This window comes from Kitasatospora sp. NPDC101176, assembly GCF_044768035.1.
Taxonomy (GTDB): domain Bacteria; phylum Actinomycetota; class Actinomycetes; order Streptomycetales; family Streptomycetaceae; genus Kitasatospora.
In genome coordinates this window covers 96,953-115,992 of the sequence record NZ_JBIWPA010000015.1, presented here as the reverse complement: position 1 = coordinate 115,992, position 19,040 = coordinate 96,953, and the positions used below count along the sequence as shown (strand labels likewise).

At 75.2% G+C, this 19,040-nt stretch carries 12 protein-coding genes and 1 pseudogene; 8 read left to right on the top strand and 5 right to left on the bottom strand.

What is annotated here, in order from left to right; genetic code table 11:
- The first annotated feature begins 21 nt into the window (after positions 1–21).
- Genes ACIRS1_RS21610 through ACIRS1_RS21590 form a run of 5 tightly spaced genes read left to right on the top strand, consistent with a single transcriptional unit; the run spans position 22 to position 9,829 of the window.
- Positions 22–6,330 carry a type I polyketide synthase gene (locus ACIRS1_RS21610; protein WP_402842211.1) on the top strand — a complete coding sequence of 2,103 codons (6,309 nt, stop codon included), beginning with the start codon at positions 22–24 and terminating at the stop codon, positions 6,328–6,330.
- Positions 6,327–7,196, top strand: coding sequence for a 3-hydroxyacyl-CoA dehydrogenase family protein (locus ACIRS1_RS21605; protein ID WP_402842208.1), 870 nt, complete (start codon positions 6,327–6,329; stop codon positions 7,194–7,196). The genes ACIRS1_RS21610 and ACIRS1_RS21605 overlap by 4 nt, the downstream gene beginning before the upstream one ends.
- Positions 7,193–7,495 carry an acyl carrier protein gene (locus ACIRS1_RS21600; RefSeq protein WP_360222780.1) on the top strand — a complete coding sequence of 101 codons (303 nt, stop codon included), beginning with the start codon at positions 7,193–7,195 and terminating at the stop codon, positions 7,493–7,495. Before ACIRS1_RS21605 ends, ACIRS1_RS21600 begins: the two co-directional genes overlap by 4 nt.
- The gene (locus ACIRS1_RS21595; RefSeq protein WP_402842204.1) at positions 7,488–8,612 is read left to right on the top strand and encodes an acyl-CoA dehydrogenase family protein; all 1,125 of its coding nucleotides are present in this window, start codon (positions 7,488–7,490) and stop codon (positions 8,610–8,612) included. The genes ACIRS1_RS21600 and ACIRS1_RS21595 overlap by 8 nt, the downstream gene beginning before the upstream one ends.
- Before the next feature lie 8 nt (positions 8,613–8,620).
- Positions 8,621–9,829 (top strand): HAD-IIIC family phosphatase, encoded by a 1,209-nt coding sequence (locus ACIRS1_RS21590; RefSeq protein ID WP_402842250.1) that lies wholly within the window; start codon positions 8,621–8,623, stop codon positions 9,827–9,829.
- 86 nt (positions 9,830–9,915) lie between these two features.
- Here ACIRS1_RS21590 and ACIRS1_RS21585 read toward each other — a convergent pair whose 3' ends face one another.
- Both ACIRS1_RS21585 and ACIRS1_RS21580 read right to left on the bottom strand, forming a co-directional pair.
- Positions 9,916–10,581 (bottom strand): class I SAM-dependent methyltransferase, encoded by a 666-nt coding sequence (locus ACIRS1_RS21585; RefSeq protein ID WP_360216390.1) that lies wholly within the window; start codon positions 10,579–10,581, stop codon positions 9,916–9,918.
- Between the two features lie 162 nt (positions 10,582–10,743).
- Positions 10,744–12,864 (bottom strand): BTAD domain-containing putative transcriptional regulator, encoded by a 2,121-nt coding sequence (locus ACIRS1_RS21580; RefSeq protein WP_402842201.1) that lies wholly within the window; start codon positions 12,862–12,864, stop codon positions 10,744–10,746.
- 297 nt (positions 12,865–13,161) lie between these two features.
- On the opposite strand from ACIRS1_RS21580, the gene ACIRS1_RS21575 reads away from it, so the two are divergent.
- Positions 13,162–13,923, top strand: coding sequence for a thioesterase II family protein (locus tag ACIRS1_RS21575; protein ID WP_402842199.1), 762 nt, complete (start codon positions 13,162–13,164; stop codon positions 13,921–13,923).
- A gap of 332 nt (positions 13,924–14,255) precedes the next feature.
- On the opposite strand, the gene ACIRS1_RS21570 is transcribed toward ACIRS1_RS21575, so the two are convergent.
- From ACIRS1_RS21570 to ACIRS1_RS21560, 3 genes and pseudogenes are all read right to left on the bottom strand, one after another.
- On the bottom strand, positions 14,256–15,440 hold the full coding sequence (locus ACIRS1_RS21570) for a hypothetical protein (protein WP_402842197.1): 1,185 nt from the start codon (positions 15,438–15,440) through the stop codon (positions 14,256–14,258).
- Positions 15,437–15,721, bottom strand: a pseudogene (locus ACIRS1_RS21565) (hypothetical protein); the annotation flags it as partial. The gene ACIRS1_RS21570 and the pseudogene ACIRS1_RS21565, both read right to left, overlap by 4 nt.
- Positions 15,722–15,925: 204 nt before the next feature.
- Entirely contained in the window at positions 15,926–17,119 is a 1,194-nt protein-coding gene (locus ACIRS1_RS21560) for an alpha/beta hydrolase family protein (RefSeq protein WP_402842194.1), read from the bottom strand.
- Positions 17,120–17,531: 412 nt separating this feature from the next.
- Between ACIRS1_RS21560 and ACIRS1_RS21555 the strand changes: the two genes are divergently transcribed.
- Positions 17,532–17,927 (top strand): ester cyclase, encoded by a 396-nt coding sequence (locus ACIRS1_RS21555; RefSeq protein WP_402842192.1) that lies wholly within the window; start codon positions 17,532–17,534, stop codon positions 17,925–17,927.
- Positions 17,928–17,967: 40 nt separating this feature from the next.
- Positions 17,968–19,017 (top strand): LuxR C-terminal-related transcriptional regulator, encoded by a 1,050-nt coding sequence (locus ACIRS1_RS21550; protein ID WP_402842190.1) that lies wholly within the window; start codon positions 17,968–17,970, stop codon positions 19,015–19,017.
- Positions 19,018–19,040 lie beyond the last annotated feature (23 nt).

The following is a 19,040-nucleotide window of genomic DNA, read 5'->3' as shown; positions in this document are numbered from 1 at the left end:
CCGGAGACCGAACGGAGCACCATGCACACCGACCAGGTGGTCGAGGCCCTGCGGGCGTCGCTGCTCGCCAACGAACGGCTGCGGGAGGAGAACCGGGCGCTCGCCGAACGGGCCGCGGAGCCCGTCGCGATCGTCGCGATGAGCTGCCGCTTCCCCGGCGGCGTGCGCTCCCCGGAGGACCTGTGGGAGCTGCTGCTGGACGGACGGGACGCGGTGACCGGCTTCCCGGCCGACCGGGGCTGGGACGTCGAGGGGCTGTTCGACCCGGACCCGGACGCGCCCGGCACCTTCTACACCCGGCACGGCGGGTTCCTGCACGACGCCGCCGAGTTCGACCCGGGCTTCTTCGGGATCTCGCCGCGCGAGGCACTGGCGATGGACCCGCAGCAGCGGCTGCTGCTGGAGACGGCCTGGGAGGCCGTGGAGCGGGCGGGCATCGACCCGCTGTCGCTGCGCGGCAGCGCCACCGGGGTGTACGCGGGCGTGATGTACAACGAGTACTCGGCCCGGCTGACCAGCATCCCGGCGGAACTGGAGGGCTTCCTCGGCACCGGCAGCGTCCCGAGCATCGCCTCCGGGCGGGTGGCGTACACGCTGGGCCTGGAGGGCCCGGCGGTGACCCTGGACACCGCCTGCTCGTCCTCGCTGGTGGCGATCCACCTGGCCTGCCAGGCGCTGCGGGCCGGCGAGATCGGGCTGGCGCTGGCGGGCGGGGTGACGGTGATGTCGACGCCCGGCCTGTACGTGGGGTTCAGCCGGCAGCGCGGGCTGGCGCCGGACGGGCGCTGCAAGTCCTTCGCGGACAGCGCGGACGGCGCCGGGTTCGGCGAGGGCGTCGGCCTGCTGCTGCTGGAGCGGCTCTCCGACGCCCGCCGCCACGGGCACCCGGTGCTGGCCCTGGTGCGCGGCTGCGCCGTCAACCAGGACGGCGCCAGCAACGGGCTCACCGCACCCAACGGCCCCTCCCAGCAGCGCGTCATCCGGGCCGCCCTCGCCGACGCCGGACTCACCGCCGCCGACGTCGACGCCGTCGAGGCGCACGGCACCGGCACCCGACTCGGCGACCCGATCGAGGCCCAGGCGATCCTCGCCACCTACGGGCAGGACCGCCCCGCCGACCGGCCGCTGCTGCTCGGCTCGCTCAAGTCCAACCTGACGCACACCCAGGCCGCCGCCGGCGTCGGCGGGGTGATCAAGACGGTGCTGGCGATGGCGCACGGGGTGCTGCCGAAGAGCCTGCACCTGGACCGGGCTTCCACCCAGGTGGACTGGTCGGACGGGGCGGTGGAACTGCTCACCGAGGCCCGGCCGTGGCCGGAGACCGGCCGCCCGCGGCGGGCCGGCGTCTCCTCCTTCGGTGCCAGCGGCACCAACGCCCACGTGGTGCTGGAGTCCTGCCCGCCCTCCGCCGACGGGGAGACCGGGCCTGACCCGGCACGGACCGACGGACCGGCCGCCTGGTTGCTGTCGGCCCGCACCCCGGCCGCCCTCCGTGCGCAGGCCGCCCGCCTGCACGCCCGGCTCGGCGGAGACCCCGACGGAACCTCCGCCGAGGGAAGCGCCGCCGAGGGCACGCGGGCCGTCGGCCGGGCGCTGGCCCTCGGGCGCCCGGCCTTCGCCGAGCGGGCGGTGCTGGTGGGTGAGGACCGGGCCGAGCTGCTGGCGGCCCTGGCCGCGCTCGCCGAGGACGACGCCGCTCCCGCCGCCGTCCGGGGCACCGCCCCCCAGGGCTCCCGCCGCCCGGTGTTCGTCTTCCCCGGCATGGGCGCCCAGTGGCCCGGCATGGCGGCCGAACTGCTCGACTCCTCACCGGAGTTCGCGGCCCGGATGGCCGACTGCGAGCGGGCCATGGAGCCGTACCTGGACTGGTCGGTGACGGCCGCGCTGCGCACCGGGGACCCGCTGGAACGGGTCGAGGTGCTCCAGCCCGTGCTGTTCTCCGTCATGGTGTCGCTGGCCGCGGTGTGGATCGCGCACGGGGTGCGCCCGGCCGCCGTGGTCGGCCACAGCCAGGGCGAGGTGGCGGCCGCCTGCGTGGCCGGGCTGCTGTCGCTGGAGGACGCGGCCCGGGTGGTGGCGCTGCGCAGCCGGGCCCTGGCCGGGACGGGCGGCGACAGCGCCATGGCGACGGTGATGCTGCCCGCCGAGGAGCTGGCCGCCCGGCTGGCCCCGTACGGGGGCGCGGTGTCGCTCGCCGCGGTGAACGGCCCCCGGGTGGCGGTGGTCGCGGGCGAGGCCGGGCCGGTCGACCGCCTCCAGCAGGAGCTCGGCGAGGAGGGTGTGCTGACCTGGCGGATGCCCGTCGACTACGCCTCGCACTCGGCCGCCGTGGACGCGCTGCGGGAGGGGCTGCACGCCGACCTCGACGGGATCGTGCCGCGGGCCGGGACCGTCCCGATGGTCTCCACCGTGGACGGCGGCCCGGTCCGGGCCGGCGACCTCACCCGGGACTACTGGTTCCGCAACCTGCGCGGCACCGTCCGCTTCCACGCCGCCGTGCAGGAGCTGCTGACCGCCGGGCACCGCACCTTCCTCGAGGTCAGCCCGCACCCGACGCTCACCTTCGGCATCGAGGACGCCATGGCGGACGCGGCCGCCGACGAGGCCGTGGTGCTCGCCACCCTCCGGCAGGGCGACGGCGGGCCCCGCCGGCTGCTGCTGGCCCTCGCCGAGGCACACGTGCAGGGCCTGGCGGTCGACTGGCGGCCGGTCTTCGCCGACCTGCCGGCCCGACCCCTCGCGCTGCCGACGTACCCGTTCCAGCGGCAGCGCTACTGGCTGGACGCGCCGCCGGCCGGCGGCGACCCGGCCTCCGCCGGGCAGCTCGCGCTCGGGCACCCGCTGCTCACCGCGCTGGTCGAACAGCCCGACGGCGAGGGGGTGCTGTGCACCGGGCGGCTGTCCCTGGCGACGCAGCCGTGGCTGGCCGACCACGCCGTCTCGGGCACCGTGCTGCTGCCGGGCGTCGCCTACCTGGAGCTGGCCGCCTCGGTCGGCGCCCGGCTGGGCTGCCCGCTGGTGGAGGAGCTGACGCTGGCCGCGCCGCTGGTGCTGCCGGACCAGGGCGGCGCCGTGCAACTGCGGCTCACGGTGGGTGGTCCGGACGGGCAGGGGCGCCGCCCGGTGGAGTTGCACTCCCGGGCCGAGGACGGCGCCGCAGGGCCGTGGCGGCGGCACGCGGGCGGCCTGCTCGCCCCGGCCGGCGAGCCCGTCGACGACCCGACCGACGACCCGGCAGACGGACCGACTACCGAACGGGCCCGGGCGCAGGCCGACGAACCGGACCGGGGCGCCTGGCCGCCGGTCGGCGCCGTCGCCCTGCCCGTCGACGACTGCTACCGCGGCTTCGAGGCCCGGGGCATCGACTACGGGCCCGCGTTCCGCGGGCTGCGGGCCGCCTGGCGGCGCGGGGACGAGGTGTTCGCCGAGGTCGCCCTGCCCGGCCCGGTCGCGCCGCAGGCCGGCTTCGCCGTCCACCCGGCCCTGCTGGACGCCGCCCTGCAGACCGTCGGTCTGCGCGCGGACCGGCCGGGCGCCGAGGCGGGCGGAGTGCCGCTGCCGTTCTCCTGGCAACGGGTGAGCGTCACCCGCAGCGAGGAGCCGGTGCTCCGGGTCCGGCTGGCCCCGGACGGCGCGGACGCCGTGTCGGTGCGGATCACCGACCCGGCCGGTCGGCCGGTGGCCGAGGTCGGCTCGCTGGTGATGCGCACCGCCTCCTTCGACACGCTGCGGACCCCGTCCCGGTCGATGTTCGAACTGGCCTGGACGCGGGTCGCCGCCACCCCCGCGCCCGTCCCGCGCTGGGCGACGGCCGGGCCGGTGGACGACACCGCGGCCGGGCCGGTGGACGACACCGCGGCCGGGCTGCTGCCGGACGGGCCGGTGGCCGCGGCACCGCAGCTGACGCTGCTGCCCTGCCCGCCGGTGGCGCCCGACGCCGCGCCCGCGGAGCTGCTCGCGGCGGTGGGCCGGGTGCTCACCGCCGTGCAGGAGCACCTCGCCGACCCGGCCGCCGCCGCCCCGCTGGTGGTGCTCACCCGCGGCGCCGTCGACCACGGCACGGCCGACCCGGTGGACCTCGCCGGCGCGGCCGTCTGGGGGCTGCTGCGCAGCGCCCAGCTCGAACACCCGGGCCGGTTCGTCCTGCTGGACACCGACGGGCCCGCCGGGACGGCCGCAGCCCTGGCCACCGCCCTCGACGGCGCGGAGCCGCAGCTCGCCGTGCGCGGCGGCGTGCTGTCCGCCCCCCGGCTGGTGCGAGCCGCCGCCCCCGGGCCGAAGGCGCCCGCCGCCGAGCGCTTCGACCCGGCCGGCACGGTGCTGCTCACCGGCGGGGGCGGCACCCTGGCCGGGCTGGTCGCCCGGCACCTCGTCGCCGAACACGGTGTCCGCCACCTGCTGCTGCTCGGCCGCCGGGGCGCCGACGCCCCGGGCCTGCCGGAGCTGGTCGCCGAACTCACCGCCGCGGGCGCCGAGGTCACGGTGGCGGCCTGCGACGTGACGGACCGCCGGCGCCTGGCCGAGGTGCTGGCCGGCGTCCCGGACGACCACCCGCTGCGCGCGGTGGTGCACACCGCCGCGGTCCTGGACGACGGCGTCCTGGAGTCGCTCACCCCGCAGCGGCTGGCCACCGTCCTCGGCCCGAAGCTGGAGGGCGCCCGCCTGCTGCACGAGCTGACCGCGGACGCCGGGCTCACCGCCTTCGTCGTCTTCTCCTCGGCCGCCGGCGTCTTCGGCAGCCCCGGCCAGGCCTCCTACGCGGCCGCCAACGCCTCCCTGGACGCACTGATGGCCCTGCGCCGCCGGCAGGGACTGCCCGGCCGGTCGCTGGCCTGGGGCCTGTGGGAGCAGCGCAGCACGCTCACCGCCGACCTGGCCGGGCCCGAGCTGGAGCGGATCGCCCGCGCCGGAGCGGGCGCGCTGCCCACCGACGAGGCGCTCGCCCTGTTCGACGCCGCGCTGGGCGGCGCCGCCACCACGGCCGTCCCGGTGCGCCTGGAACTGCCGTCGGCCGCCGACGGTCCCGTCCCGCCCCTGCTGCGGGCCCTGGTGCGGCCCGTACCCGGCGGCGCGGGCACGACGGCGGGCGGCAGCCGCGAGGACGGCGAAGAGCTCCGCCGACGGCTCGCCCGGGCCGACGGGCCGGAGCGGGCGGCCCTGCTGCTCGACCTGGTGCGGCGCCGGGCGGCCGCGGTGCTCGGCCACCCGGACGCGGACGCGGTGTCCACCGGGACGGCCTTCCTGGCCATGGGCTTCGACTCGCTGACCGCGGTCGAGCTGCGCAACCGCCTCGCCGACGCGACCAGCCTGCGGCTGCGCCCCACCCTGGTCTTCGAGGCGGGCACCCCGGAGCGGCTGGCCAGGCGCCTGCTGGACGCCCTGGCCGACGGCGGGCCGCAGCGGGACACCCGGCACGGGGACGAGCCCTCCGCCGACCGGACGGCCGGCGGCACCGACCCGGTCGCGGCGCTGTTCCGGCAGGCCTGCGCACAGGGCCGGATCGACACCGGGATCGCCCTGCTCGGCACCGCCGCGGCGCTGCGCCCGGCGTTCTCCTCCGGCGAGGCGCTGCTGGCCTCCGGCGACGGCCCGGCGCCGCTGCGGCTGGTCGAACCGCCGCAGGCCCCCCCGGCCCGGCCGGAGCTGGTCTGCTTCGGCTCGATCGTGGCGCTCGGCGGCGCGCACCAGTACGCCCGCTTCGCCGCGCTGTTCCGCGGCCGGCACGGCGTCAGCGCCCTGGACGCGCCCGGGTTCGCGGCCGCCGAACCGCTGCCGGACCGGATGGCCGCGCTGGTCGACTTCCAGGCCGCGGCGGCGCTGGCGGCGGCCGGGGGCCGGCCACCCGTCCTGCTCGGCTCGTCCTCCGGCGGCACCCTGGCCCACGCGGTGGCGGCCCGGCTCGAGGAGCTGGGCACACCGGCGGCGGCCGTCGTCCTGCTGGACACCTACCTGTCGGGGGACGCCGCGATGACGCAGTTCGAGGACGTCCTGGTCGGCGGCATGTTCGAACGCGAGGACCGGGCCGCGCCGATGGACGGCGCCCGGCTGACCGCGATGGGCCGCTACTTCCAGCTGCTGGACGACTGGCGGCCGCCCGCGATCGGGGCCCCGGTGCTGCTGGTCCGGGCGTCCAGCCCGCTGGCCGAGCCGGCGCCGGACAGCACCGTCGACTGGCGGGCGTCCTGGCCCGGCGCGCACACCGTGCTGGACGTCCCGGGCGACCACTGGTCGCTGATGGAGGAACACGTGGAGACCACCGGCAAGACCGTGCAGGACTGGCTGGACGCCGTCCTCGCCGGCACCGGCAACGAAGAGGGGAAGGGCGCATGACGTCGACACCACGGCCCACCGAGCGGCTGGTCGTCCTGGGAGCGGGGGTGATGGGCACCGGCATCAGCACCCTGGCGCTGGGCCACGGCGTCTCCGTCACCCTGGTCGACACCGACCCGGACCAGCTGGCCCGGGCGGAGCACGGGATCGCGGACGGCCTGCGGCTGGCCCAGCTGATGGGCCGGCTGCCCGCCGACACCGAACCGGGCACCCTGCTGACCACCGGGTCGGCGCAGCACGTCGCCGGGGCGAGCGCCGTGATCGAGGCGGTCACCGAGGACGCCGCGCTCAAGGCCCGGTTGCTCGCCGAGGTCTCGGCGGCCGTCCGCCCGGGGACGCTGCTGATCTCCAACACCTCGTCCATCCCGATCGACGAGCTGGCCGACGCCGTGGCCCGCCCGGCCGACCTGCTCGGCACCCACTTCATGAACCCGCCGAGCCTGATCAGGACGGTCGAGGTGGTCCGCGGCGCCCGGACCGGGGACGCCGCGATGGCCGCCGTCGACGACCTGCTCGGCGCCCTCGGCCGCGAGCGGGTGGTGGTCCGGGACTCCCCCGGCTTCGTCACCAGCCGCATCCTGCACCCGATGATCAACACGGCCGCGCGGGTGGTCCAGCAGGGCACCGCGAGCGTCGAGGCGGTGGACGCCCTCATGCAGGGCTGTCTCGGCCACCCGACCGGGCCGCTGCGCACCGCCGACCTGATCGGCATCGACAACCTGGTCGACTCGCTCCTGGTGCTGCTGGAACGCACCGGCGACGAGAGCTGCCGCCCCTGCGACCTGCTGCTGGACAAGGTCCGCGCGGGCACGCTCGGCCGCAAGAGCGGCGCGGGCTTCTACACCTACGAGGAGGACATGCGATGACCGCCGCTGCCAACACGAACCCCGGCCCGCTCGGGCCCACCGACGACGAGACCGTGCAGAAGGAGCTGCTGCGCTTCCTGGAGTCCCGGACCAGGACGTCCTGGCTGCCCGACACCGACCTGTTCGGCGACGGCGGGCAGTCCTCGCTGTTCGCCATGGAGCTGGTGGTGCACCTGGAGAAGTCCTTCGGCATCAGCATCCGCGGCGCCAACCTGCGCCTGGAGAACTTCCGCACCGTCACGGTGATGACCGCGATGGTCCGCCGTCTCCAGCAGGCCGCCGGGGCGCAGCATGGCTGACGCCCTGGCCACCGCGGCCGCCACGGTCCGCGACCGGATCGGCGACCGGGCCGGCGGGTGGGACCTCGCCGGAGTCCTCCCGCTGCCGCTGCTGCGCGAGCTGGGCGCCGCCGGCGTGCTGTGCGCCCAGCTCCCTGAGGCCTTCGGCGGGCTCGGCCTGAGCAGCCTGCAGAACGGCGAACTCACCGCCGGGACCGGCCGGCTGTGCAGCTCGGTGCGCAGCGTGCAGACCTCACAGGGCATGGCGGCCTGGACGGTGCAGCGCTTCGGGCTGCCCGAGCAGCAGCGCGCCTGGCTGCCCGACCTCGCCTCGGGCCGGCTGGCGGCGGTCGGCTTCAGCGAGACCGGGGCGGGCAGCGACCTCGCGGCGATGGCCACCACCGTCCGGCGCAGCGGCGACGAACTGGTGGTGGACGGGCACAAGCGGTGGATGACCGCGGCCCGCTACGCCGACCTGCTGGTGGTGTTCGGCCGCTACGAGGACGGCGCCGCCGCCGTCCTAGTGCCCGCGGACGCGCCGGGGGTGCACGTGGAGCCGGTCGCCGACCCGATGGGCTGCCGGGCGGCCGGCCACGCCGACGTCCGGCTGGACGGGGTGCGGCTGCCCGCCGGGCGGCTGCTCGGCGGGTCGGCGCTGCCGCTGCCCCTGCTGGTGACGACCGCCCTGGCGTACGGCCGGATGTCGGTGGCCTGGGGCTGCGTCGGGATCCTGCGGGCCTGTCTGGAGGCGGCGTCCCGGCACGCCGCCACCCGCGAGCAGTTCGGGCAGCCGATCGGCCGGCACCAGCTGGTGGCCGGGCACCTGGCCGACCTGCTGGTCGCGGAGCAGGTCGCGACCCGGGTCTGCGAGCACGCCTCGCGCTGCTGGGACGCCGGCTCGGCCGAGCAGGTCATCGCCACCGTGCTGGCCAAGCAGGTCGCCTCGGAGCAGTCCGCCCGGGCCGCGGCGACCGCCGTGCAGGTGCTGGCCTCGGCCGGCGCCCGGGACGGCGGGGTCGCGGCGCGGGCGTACCGCGACGCCAAGCTGATGGAGATCATCGAGGGCAGCAGCGAGCTGTGCCGGCTGCTGCTGGCCGACCACGCGCTGGCCGTCGCACCGAGGGGGGAGGAAGGGTGAGCGCACCGATCGTCGAGACCGTCAAGTGCCTGGTCTGGGACCTGGACGACACGCTCTGGCGGGGCACCCTGCTGGAGGACGGCGAGGTGGAGCTGGCGGAGGGGATCCGCCGGGTCGTGGTCGAGCTGGACGCCCGCGGCATCCTGCAGTCGGTGGCCAGCAAGAACGACCACGACCTGGCCTGGGCGAAGCTCGAACAGCTCGGCCTCGCCGAGTACTTCGTGCTGCCGCAGATCGGCTGGGGGACGAAGTCGGAGTCGGTGCGGCGGATCGCGGAGCGGCTGCGGTTCGCCCCGGGGACCATCGCCTTCGTGGACGACCGCGCCGCCGAGCGCGCCGAGGTCGCCTTCCACCTGCCCGAGGTGCGCTGCTACCCGGCCGAGGAGGCCGCGCAGCTGGCGGAGCTGCCGGATTTCAGCCCCGCGGTGGTCACCGCGGACGCCCGGCGGCGCCGGGAGATGTACCAGGCCGGCTTCCGCCGGGACGAGGAACGGGCCAACTCCGAAGCCCCGGACGCGGAGTTCCTGCGCTCGCTGGAGCTGGAGCTGCGGATCGGCCGGGCCACCGGGGAGGACATCTCCCGGGTCGAGGAACTCACCCTGCGCACCAGCCAGATGAACGCGACCGGTGTGCACTACTCGGACCGGCGGCTGCGCGAGCTGCTCACCGATCCCGACCACGAGGTGCTGGTGGCCAGCATGGCCGACCGCTTCGGGCCGCACGGCGCGGTCGGCGTGCTGCTGGTCGAGCGGCTGCCGCACCGCTGGCACCTCAAGCTGCTCGCCACCTCCTGCCGGGTGGTCAGCTTCGGGGCGGGCACGACGGTGCTGGACTGGCTGATCGACCGGGCGGCCGCCGCCGGGGTCCATCTGACGGCGGACTTCCGGGCCACCGAGCGCAACCGGATGATGGAGATCGCGTACCGCTTCGCCGGGTTCGAGGAGCAGGACTGCGGATGCACCGGGGGCGCCGCGCAGCGGGCCGGGGAGGCTCCGGACGCGGCGGGGGCTCCGGCCGCGGGGGCTTCGGACCCGGCAGGAGCTCCGGACCCGGCAGGAGCTCCGGACCCGACGGGGGCTCCGGCCGCGGGGGCCGAGGGCGGTGTGCAGGTGCTGCACCTGGTGCCCTCGTCGCGTCCCGGTTCGCCGACGGTCCGCCTGATCGCGCCGGACCTCGCCGCCGTGCGCACCGCGGGCGACCGGGCGACCGCGCCCTGACCGCCGTGCAGCCGGGCGGCGCGGTGCCGGGCGCTGCGGTGCCGGGCGGACGGCCCCGTCGGGGGTCGCCGCCCGGCACCCCGGGCTCACGGCTTCTTGCGGACCAGCGTGATGCCGTCGGCGACGGCCAGCAGCGAGATGTCCACCCGGTCGTCGGTGTGCAGCGCGGCGTTCAGCTCCCGGACGCCGAGGGTGTCCTGGTCCTGTGCGGCCGGATCGGCGACCCGCCCGAAGTACAGCGTGTTGTCCACCACCAGCAGGCCGCCGGGCCGCAGCAGCGGCAGCGACTCCTCGTAGTAGCGCAGGTAGTTGGCCTTGTCGGCGTCGACGAACACCAGGTCGAAGGACTCCGGTCCGCGTTCGGCCCGGAGCGTAGCCAGCGTCTCGACGGCGTCGCCGATCCGCAGGTCGATCCGGTCGGCGACCTTGGCCTGCTCCCAGTAGACGGCTCCGATGTCGGGCCAGCGGTCGGTGATGTCACAGGTCACCAGCTCCCCGCCGGGCGGCAGGGCGCGAGCCATGCAGAGCGTGCTGTAACCGGTGTAGGTGCCGATCTCCAGGATCGCCCGGGCACCGGTCAACCCCACCAGGAGAGCGAGCAGTTGTCCTTCCTCGGCCATCACCTGCAGGGCCTCGCCGCCCGGCAGCTCGGCGGTCTCGGCCCGCAGCGCGGCCAGCAGCGGGTCGTCCCTGAGCGAGTTCCGCCTGATGTAGTCGAAGAGTTCCTGCGTGGGTGTCACCTGCTGGGCCATGGCTCTCCTTGTCCGGGGTGCTCGTTGTGGCTGTCGTCCTGGCTGGGGTGCTCGTGCGGGTCCGGACTGCTGGTCCTCGGGGCGCGTCGCCCTGCCCGCGGTCCGGCCCCGCACCGTGGTGCCGACGCTCCGGCACGGCACCGGGCCGCCGACCGGGCGGCACTACGTCGCGCTGCCGACGGTCCGGCCGAGCATCGACCGCAGCCGGTGGCCGACCGGGTTGAGCCCGGCGGTGGCGGCCAGCTCCAGCGCGGACCTGAGGTTGGCCTGCTCGGCGTGCCACCAGTCCACGGTGGTGGGGTGCGGTTCCCAGGGGCCGAGCGCCGGGCCGTGCACCCGGCCCACCGTGCCCTGGCCGCCGGGCGGGGCGAGCGAGTCCTCGGCCATCCGCAGGTAGCCGCTGAGCAGCCGGCGCAGGGTCTCCGTCCGGCGCTCGGGCGGGTCCTCGGCCTCGGCCCGCTCCCGGGCGTAGGCGCGCAGCAGGTGGTCCAGGTGGTAGCGGCCGCAGCCGCGGTCGTGCAGCAGGTGGGCGTCGGCGAGGGCCTCCAGGACGGCCTCCGCGGTGTCGACCTGGCAGTCCAGCAGGCCCGCGACGATGCCGGCGTCGGTGTGTTCGGCACCGATGGCGCCCAGCATCCGGAAGACGGCGGCCGGGTCGGGCAGGGCCGGCCGGTCCCGGGAGTCGCCCTGCAGGCTCCGGTAGCCGCTCTCCAGTCCGACCCGGACGCCGAGGTCGCCGACCCGCAGCTCGTCCAGCAGGTGCGCGGAGCGGGCCAGCCGGGCGGCCAGCCGGCCGAGGTCCCAGTTCGGACGGCCCAGGTAGCGGGCGCCGACGATGCGGACGGCGAGCGGAAGGCCGGAACACCGGCGGACGACGGCGCGGGCCGCGTGCGGCTCGGCCTCGACGCGCCGGCGGCCGACGATGGAGCCGAGCAGGTCCAGGGAGGCCGGCTCGTCCAGCGGTGCCAGGGCGATGGTGCGCGCGCCGTCCAGGTCGGCGAGCCGGTGCCGGCTGGTGACGACCACCCGGCCGGCCCGACAGCCGGGGAGCAGCGGGCGGACCTGGGCCGCGCTGCTCGCGTCGTCGAGCACCACCAGGACCCGGCGGTCGGCGGTGAGCGAGCGGTAGAGCAGGGCGGCCTGTTCCTGGTCGGCGGGGATCTCCTCGGCAGGGACTCCGAGGTCGGCGAGGAAGCGGCCGAGCACCTCGCCGGGTTCGGCCGGGTCACCCGTCCCGCCGAGGTCGGCGTAGAGCTGACCGTGGCCGAACCGGTCCCGGACACCGTGCGCGACCCGCAGGGCGAGCGCGGTCTTGCCGATGCCCCCGCTGCCGGTGATCACGGTGGGCGCCGCGGTCGCGCCGGGCGGCACCTCGGCCAGCAGCCGGTCGGCGAGCTCGCGCTCCTCCGCGGCCCGGCCCACCAGCGCGGGCGGGCCGGCCGGCAGTTGGGCGGGCCGGGGCCAGCGCGGCTCGGCCCGGTACCCGCCGGGGCGCTGCGGTTCCGGCCCGGCGGCGTCGGCCTTCGGGGCGGCCGAGGCGAGCGGGTCGTCGGCGGCCAGGATCCGTCGCTGCATCTCCCGCAGCTCGGGCCCCGGTTCGGCGCCCAGCTGGTCGATCAGGGCGGTGCGGGTCAGCTGGAACAGGGCGAGCGCCTCGGACTGCCGGCCGGCCCGGAACAGGGCCAGCATCAGCCGGCTGACCAGGGCCTCGCGCAGCGGGCTCTCCCGGACCTCGCGCCAGAGCTCGGGCATGATCTCGGCGTGCCGGCACAGGGCGAGGTCGACGTCCAGGCGGGATTCCAGCGTCTGCAGCCGCAGTTCGTGGAGGTAGCGCCCCTCGACGTCGCGCAGCGTGCGGGAGGGGATGTCGACCAGCGGCTCCCCGCGCCAGAGCGACAGCGCGGTGGCGTACTCGGCCGAGGCCCGTTCCAGTTCTCCGGCCCTGATGTGGGCGGCGGCCCGGCTGCGGTGCGCGGTGAAGCGCCCGAGGTCGGTCTCGTCCTCGTCCAGTTCGATCTGGTAGCCCGGGGCGCGGGTGAGGATCCGTCTTCCGGCCTGGCCGCCGAGGACCTGACGGAGTCTCATCACGTAGGTGCGGACGGTGGCCGCGGCGCTGGGCGGCGGGCCGCCGTCCCAGACGGCGGCGGCGATCCGGTCGACCGAGACGACGCGGTTGGCGTTGACCAGGAGGAGTGCGAGCACCACTCTCTGCCGGGGGGCGGACACCTCACGCTCCGCTCCGTCCACCTGGATGGACAGCGGGCCGAGCATTCCGAACTGCACGGGCGGCCTCGATTCGTGGCGACGGAACGGGGCGACGGGCCAGGGCGGCGGACGCGCCGGCCCGGTCACAGCCGCGGCACGTCCCCCTCGACGCCGCAGGCCGGATCTCCGGTGAATCTATGGTCCGCTCCCGCCGCTCGCCAACAGGCAGTCGTCATGTGCCGGAGGAATGAGCCGGAACGAGTCAAAGCCCGAAATTCATCCACCGCAGGTTTGATCCATCTCCACGACAAGCGCGGGACATGACAAGTCGTCGCTCCCGTCACACCCTCCCCACCCGAACCGAAAGGACCACCGATGACTGCCCCCGTCGCGGACAGCGGCCTGTGGTGCCGCCGCTACCACCCCTCCCCCACGGCCACCCGACGGCTCGTCTGTTTCCCGCACGCCGGCGGCTCGGCCGTCTACTTCCACCCCGTCTCCGCCGCACTCGCCCCGGGCATCGACGTGCTCGCCGTCCAGTACCCGGGCCGCCAGGACCGCCGACTCGAACCCGGGATCGGCGACATCGGCCGCCTCGCGGACGGCATCGTCCGGGCCCTCGACCCGTGGCACGACACCCCGCTGGACCTCTTCGGCCACAGCATGGGCGCCCTGGTGGCCTTCGAGGTCGCGCTGCGGCTGGAACGCGACGGTCGACCTCCGGCCAATCTGTTCGTCTCAGGCCGTAAGTCGCCCTCCCTGGGCTCGACGGAACTCCTGGACCTCACCGACGCCGAGATCGTCGCCGACCTCCGCACCCTCGACGGCACCGGCAACGGCGTGCTGGAGGACGCCGAACTCCTCGACATGATCCTGCAGCCCGTCCGCAACGACTACCTGGCCGTCGGCCGCTACCGCAGCAGCCCCGACGCCGTGCTGTCCTGCCCGGTCACCGCCCTCGTCGGCGACCGGGACCCCCGCGCGGCCGTCCCCGAGACCGCCGAGTGGAAGGCCCACACCACCGGCCCGTTCGACCTCCGGGTCTTCCCCGGCGGCCACTTCTACCTCACCGACCGCGCCGCCGAGGTGATCGCCTTCATCCGCGACCGCATCACCGCCACCCCCGCCCACCCCTGACCCCGACCCGGTTCCGGACGGGTGTGCCCCCGCCCCCGCACCCGTCCGAAACCGGCCTCGAACGCACGCTCGCCCCTCGTACAGGAGAACGCCCGAGGCCACCGAGGCCCCGCCCCCGGCGGGAACTGCCCTCCACCGACAGAACGGACCGTAGGTTCGCCGGGTTGCGCAGCCGCTGGCTGGGTTTTGTCCTGATCGCCGGGGCGGAACCAGCAACCATCCGGTCACAGCACCGACGGCTCACGGCCCAGTGGAGTCAGGGTCGGCATGCAGGGACAGGACCGCGACGTCGCCGCCGAAGCCCACCACGAGCGAGCCTTCCGGGGTCACGGTCAGCGCATGGCTGGCGCGGGAAACACCAGCTCACGGCCGATCTGCCGCCCGGCGGCCAGCTCCCACAGGCACACCGTTCCGTCCGAACCACCGGTGACGACCCGGAGTTCTCCACCGATCACCGCGGTCACCACCGCGGACACGGTGCCTTCGTGGCCGACCAGCCTGCCGACTTCCCGTCCCATGACCAGGTCCCACACGCGCACGGTGGCGTCGTGACCTGCCGTGATCGCGTGGGCTCTGCCGCCGACGACCGCTGTCGCGACCGCCCACGCCTCGCCGTCGTGGCCCGGCAGGGGCTCCCCGACCGGTTGTCCGGTGGTCAGGTCCCACTGCCAGACCTTGCCACCGCTCATACAGCCCACCGCATGGGGCCTGTCATCGATCACCAGCGTGTCGATGGCCATCAGGAAGTCGTCGTGTCCGGTGAGTTCTCCGACCTGTTCCCCACTGGCCAGATCCCAGACCCGCACCGACACGTCGTCGTCGCTGGCGAGCGCACACGGTCGCCCCTGGACGACAGCCGTGCCCAGACACCACACCTGACCGTTGATCCCCGGCAGCTCGCCCGTCTGCTGGCGGGTGGCCGGGTCCCACGCGAGTACCGCCCAGTCGCTGGCCGTGACGACGCACGGCCGACCGTCCACGACCTCCGTCGCCACCGCCCACACCCTGCCGTGGAAATCGCTCATGGGCCCGCCGACCTGTTGGCCGGTCTCAAGGTCCCGCACCCGGACCGTCTGGTCCTTGCTGCCGGTGACCACGACGTGGCGGCCGTCCGAGAAGGTTGTCACCACCGCGTCGACACCGCCGGTGTGACCGGACGGGTTCATCTGGGCGTGCGGGTCACTCTGCGCGCCGGTGGACCACAGCACCTGCCACGGTTCGGTGTCGACATCCTCCACTGACACGGCGGCAATCCGTGCCGACAACTCCCGGTCCCCGTACCGAGCCGCGTCCAGGGCCAGCAGCTGCCGCCGCACCCACGGTGGCACGTCCCGGTGTACGTCCACCGACGCCCGGTAAACGGCAGCCATCAGTCGCGCACCGGGATCCGCATCGGAAGCCAGCAACCCCAGAACCCGCTCCGGATCAGCGTTCACCAGCCATGGCAGGTCCGTCCACCACCCTTCCGCCCCCGACCAATCCGAAGCCGAAGCGGTCAGATGAACGTCGTCACTCATGGCCGAACTCTAGTGATGCGGCCCGACAGGTCCGCCAGGTCGGACCAAGCTGCACTCTTGAGAGGCCGTCCGCCCCAGCGGATGCCTTTCTCGCTTCGGGTGCGGGCGCGTTCTGTGCGTTCGGCGGCCAGGACGTCGCGGTGGCCGGCGTTGGCGCTGCGCCGGCGCAGGTAGGCGTGCAGGGCCCGGGTCTGCGCGGTGCGGTTGGGGTGGCTGGAGTTGGCGATGGTGAACGGCCTCAGCGGCCCGAAGTCCGACTCGACCGGGTTGGCCCACGCCGACTCCCCGGCGGGGTGGCCGCTCGTCGTCCTGGCTCTCGGCTCCATGGCCTACGACCTCGGCGTCCCAACCCTCCGACGCCGCAACACCTGACGGCCGCCCTGGCCCCGGCCATCCAGGCCGGGGCCTCCGGCGTTCCGGCAGGCCGTGCAACCAGACTCCTGCCCGGGCCACCAGGCCGCTTGTCACACCGCGGAGCCAGACACCTAGCGGTGGAAGAGTACTTCCGGATTGTCCCGCGAGGGGCCGTCCAGCAGCGGACGGTGGATCCCCTTCAGCGTCTGGTCGAAGAACGCCGTCACGTACTCGCGGGTGATCACCACCCCGCGTTCCGGGGAGAGGGGCGGCGACGGGAACCCGGCCTGCTTCTGAAGCACCTCCAGGTCGGTGAAGCTGAAGTGGTCGGCGCCGACGACCGTCAGCCACTTCTTGTAGCCGCCGAGCGCGGCCCAGCTCTGCCTCCAGTTGTCGTCGTCGCTGTCGGCCTCACCCAGCATGAGGAACGGCCGGTCGACCTGTCCGGGCGCCGGGGCCGGTTTGAAGGTGCCGTCCATGTTCACTCCGGCGCGCACGCGCGGGTCGGCGATCATCGCGGCGGCGGCTGACGCTCCGCCGATGGAGTGTCCGGCCATGCCGATCCGGTGCTTGTCGATGAGGTGTGCCAGGCGCCACGCGGTGTTGCCGCGCGTCAACCGGTCGATCACGAAGGACACGTCCAGTGCACGGCTGGCGGGGATGGAGTCGATCGTCGCCGGGTCATTGCAGATCGCGCACGACGGCGTCTGGCCGTTCGCAAGCGTCTCGCCGAAGTCCTCGTAGGTGTGGCCGACGAGCGCGACGACGTAGCCGTGACTGGCCAGCTCGGTCGCGAGCGAGGTGAGCGTCATGCGCGGGTTCTCGTACGCGGGTGAGAGGACCACCAGCGGATACGTGCCGCGCTTCGGCCGCGCGCCGTCGAAGGCGTGGGTGGTGACGCCGGAAAGGGTCTGCGGGGTGATGCCGGTGCTCGGCGGCAGGTGCCTGTGCTCGATGATTCCGGCTGCCTCGGCGGGGGTCATGTAAGGGGCCGGGGTCCCGGTCCCGGGGACGGCCGGGTAGATCATCGTGACGGTCAGTTGGCGGGGGCCGGATGACGGCACCCACGGGTCGGGGCGGTTCTCGTCGGTGAGGTGGATGACGTCCTCGCCGGCGGCGTAGGGGCCGGTCGGCGCGGGGAGCGCGCCTTGGAAGGTCCGCGTGGGCGCCGCCGCTGCGGCCGCGGCTGGTGCGGCGTCGAACGCGTGCGTGGCCACCGGTGCGGCCCGCGGCGTGGTCGTGGCGGCGAACCCGGCGCCGGTTCCGGTGACGAGGGCGACGAGCGCCAGGGGCGTGACAGCGCTGATACGGAGACTGCGTTTCATGGGATCGACGCTAGGTACGGACCACGGTCCACCGCGTCGGCCGGCGGATGTCACCTCGTCCAGGCCCTCGGCCCGGGGGCGTATCCGGGGTACATCCCCGGGGCGACGCGCAGAGCCGACGCCCCCTCGAACTGGCCGAGCCCAGCAGGATCCATCTCACCGGGACTTGCTGTACGCCGACTACTCACACCCGGGAGACCGGAACGGTCGACGCGGGCCGGTCCGTGCGCAACCGCGCCGGGTGGCGTGGCTTGGCGGGAAACCCCAGGTCTTTGGGGTACCGGGGGCCCGGGCGGCGTCGAAGACTGGGGCCATGGACGCCATCGAGAAGATCCGAACCGCAGACGACACCCGAACCACAGACGAAAGCCGAACCGCGGACGACAGCCGAACCGCGGACAACCGGGAGACCGTGCGCGCCTTCATCGACGCACTGTTCACCAAGGGAGACCTCACCGCGGTCGACGAGTACCTCGCCGAGGACTTCCTCAACCACGACCCGCCCGTCGACTCCGACCCCAGCCGTGAGGGCATGCGCAGGGCCGCCGCCCTGTTCCGCAGCGCCTTCCCGGACTGGCACGCGATGCCCGACTTCCTCGTCGCCGAGGACGACCTGGTCGTGGAGCACTTCAGCGCCAGCGGCGCCCAGCGCGGCGAGATCTTCGGCGCACCGGCCACCGGGCGCACCGTCACGCTCCGCGGCATCAACATCTTCCGGCTCCGGGACGGCCGCATCGTCGAGCGCTGGGGCCGGCTCGACGAGCTGGGGCTGCTGCGCCAGCTCGGGCTCGTGCCGGGCCCGGCGTAGCAGGGGGTGGGCCGGGGCAGCCGGGCGTAGGGTGGTGGTCGTGGCCGGTGCGGCGGTGGAACGCCGGCTCGCCGACATCGAACGACGGTGCCGCAGCGGGCTGGACGCCGACGCGCTGGGCACGGAGGCCCTGGGCCGTCTGCGCCGGGTGGTTCCGACGGAGGCGGCCCTGTTCGCGACCGTCGATCCGGTGACGCTGCTGTTCACCTCGGCGACCGCCGAGGACCCGCTCGGTCCCGCGACGGCCCTGTTCCTCGACAACGAGTTCGGCCGGGCGGACGTCAACAAGTTCGCCGGCCTCGCCCGGGCGAAGGATCCGGTCGGCTCCCTGGACCGGGCCACCCGGGGCAACCGGGCGGACAGCGCCCGCTACCGGGAGATCATGGCCCCGCTCGGGCTCGGCGACGAACTGCGCGCCGCGCTGGTCACCGGGCACCGCTGCTGGGGCGTGCTCTGCCTGCACCGGGAGGCGTCCTCCGCGGGCTTCACCGGCGAGGAGATCGCCCTCGTCCGGCGCGTCGCCCCGGTGCTGGCGGCCGGCCTGCGCGCCGCGGTGACCGCCGCGCCGTCCTCCCTGGACTCCCCGGCCGCCGCCGGCCCGGACGGGGTGGGGCTGATCCTGCTCGACTCCGCCCTCAGGACGGTGTCCATGAGCCCCGAGGCCGAGCAGTGGCTGGCCGACTTCCCCGACGGCGACCGGCAGGACGCGGGCCTGCTCCCGGTCAGCGTGCTCGCGGCCGCCTCCGGCCCGGTGCCGTCCACCGTCCGCGTCCGCGGGCGCTCGGGCCGGTGGCTCGCCCTGCACACCAGCCGGGTGGGCCCGCAGATCGGCGTGGTGGTGGAACCGGCCCGGCCCGCGGAGCTCGGTGCGGTCCTGCTCAGCGCCCACGGACTCACCGACGCGCAGACCCGGGTCGCAGCCCTGGTCATCCGGGGCTACTCCACCCGCCAGGTGGTCGACGAGCTGCACATCTCCGCCAACACCGTGCAGGAACACCTGACCGGAGTCTTCGACAAGTTCGGTGTCCGCAGCCGCCGCGAGCTCGTCGCCGCGATGCTGGCGGACCTGTCCGGGTTCGCCCAGGGCTAGGCAGGGCCACGGCACCGCCCCCG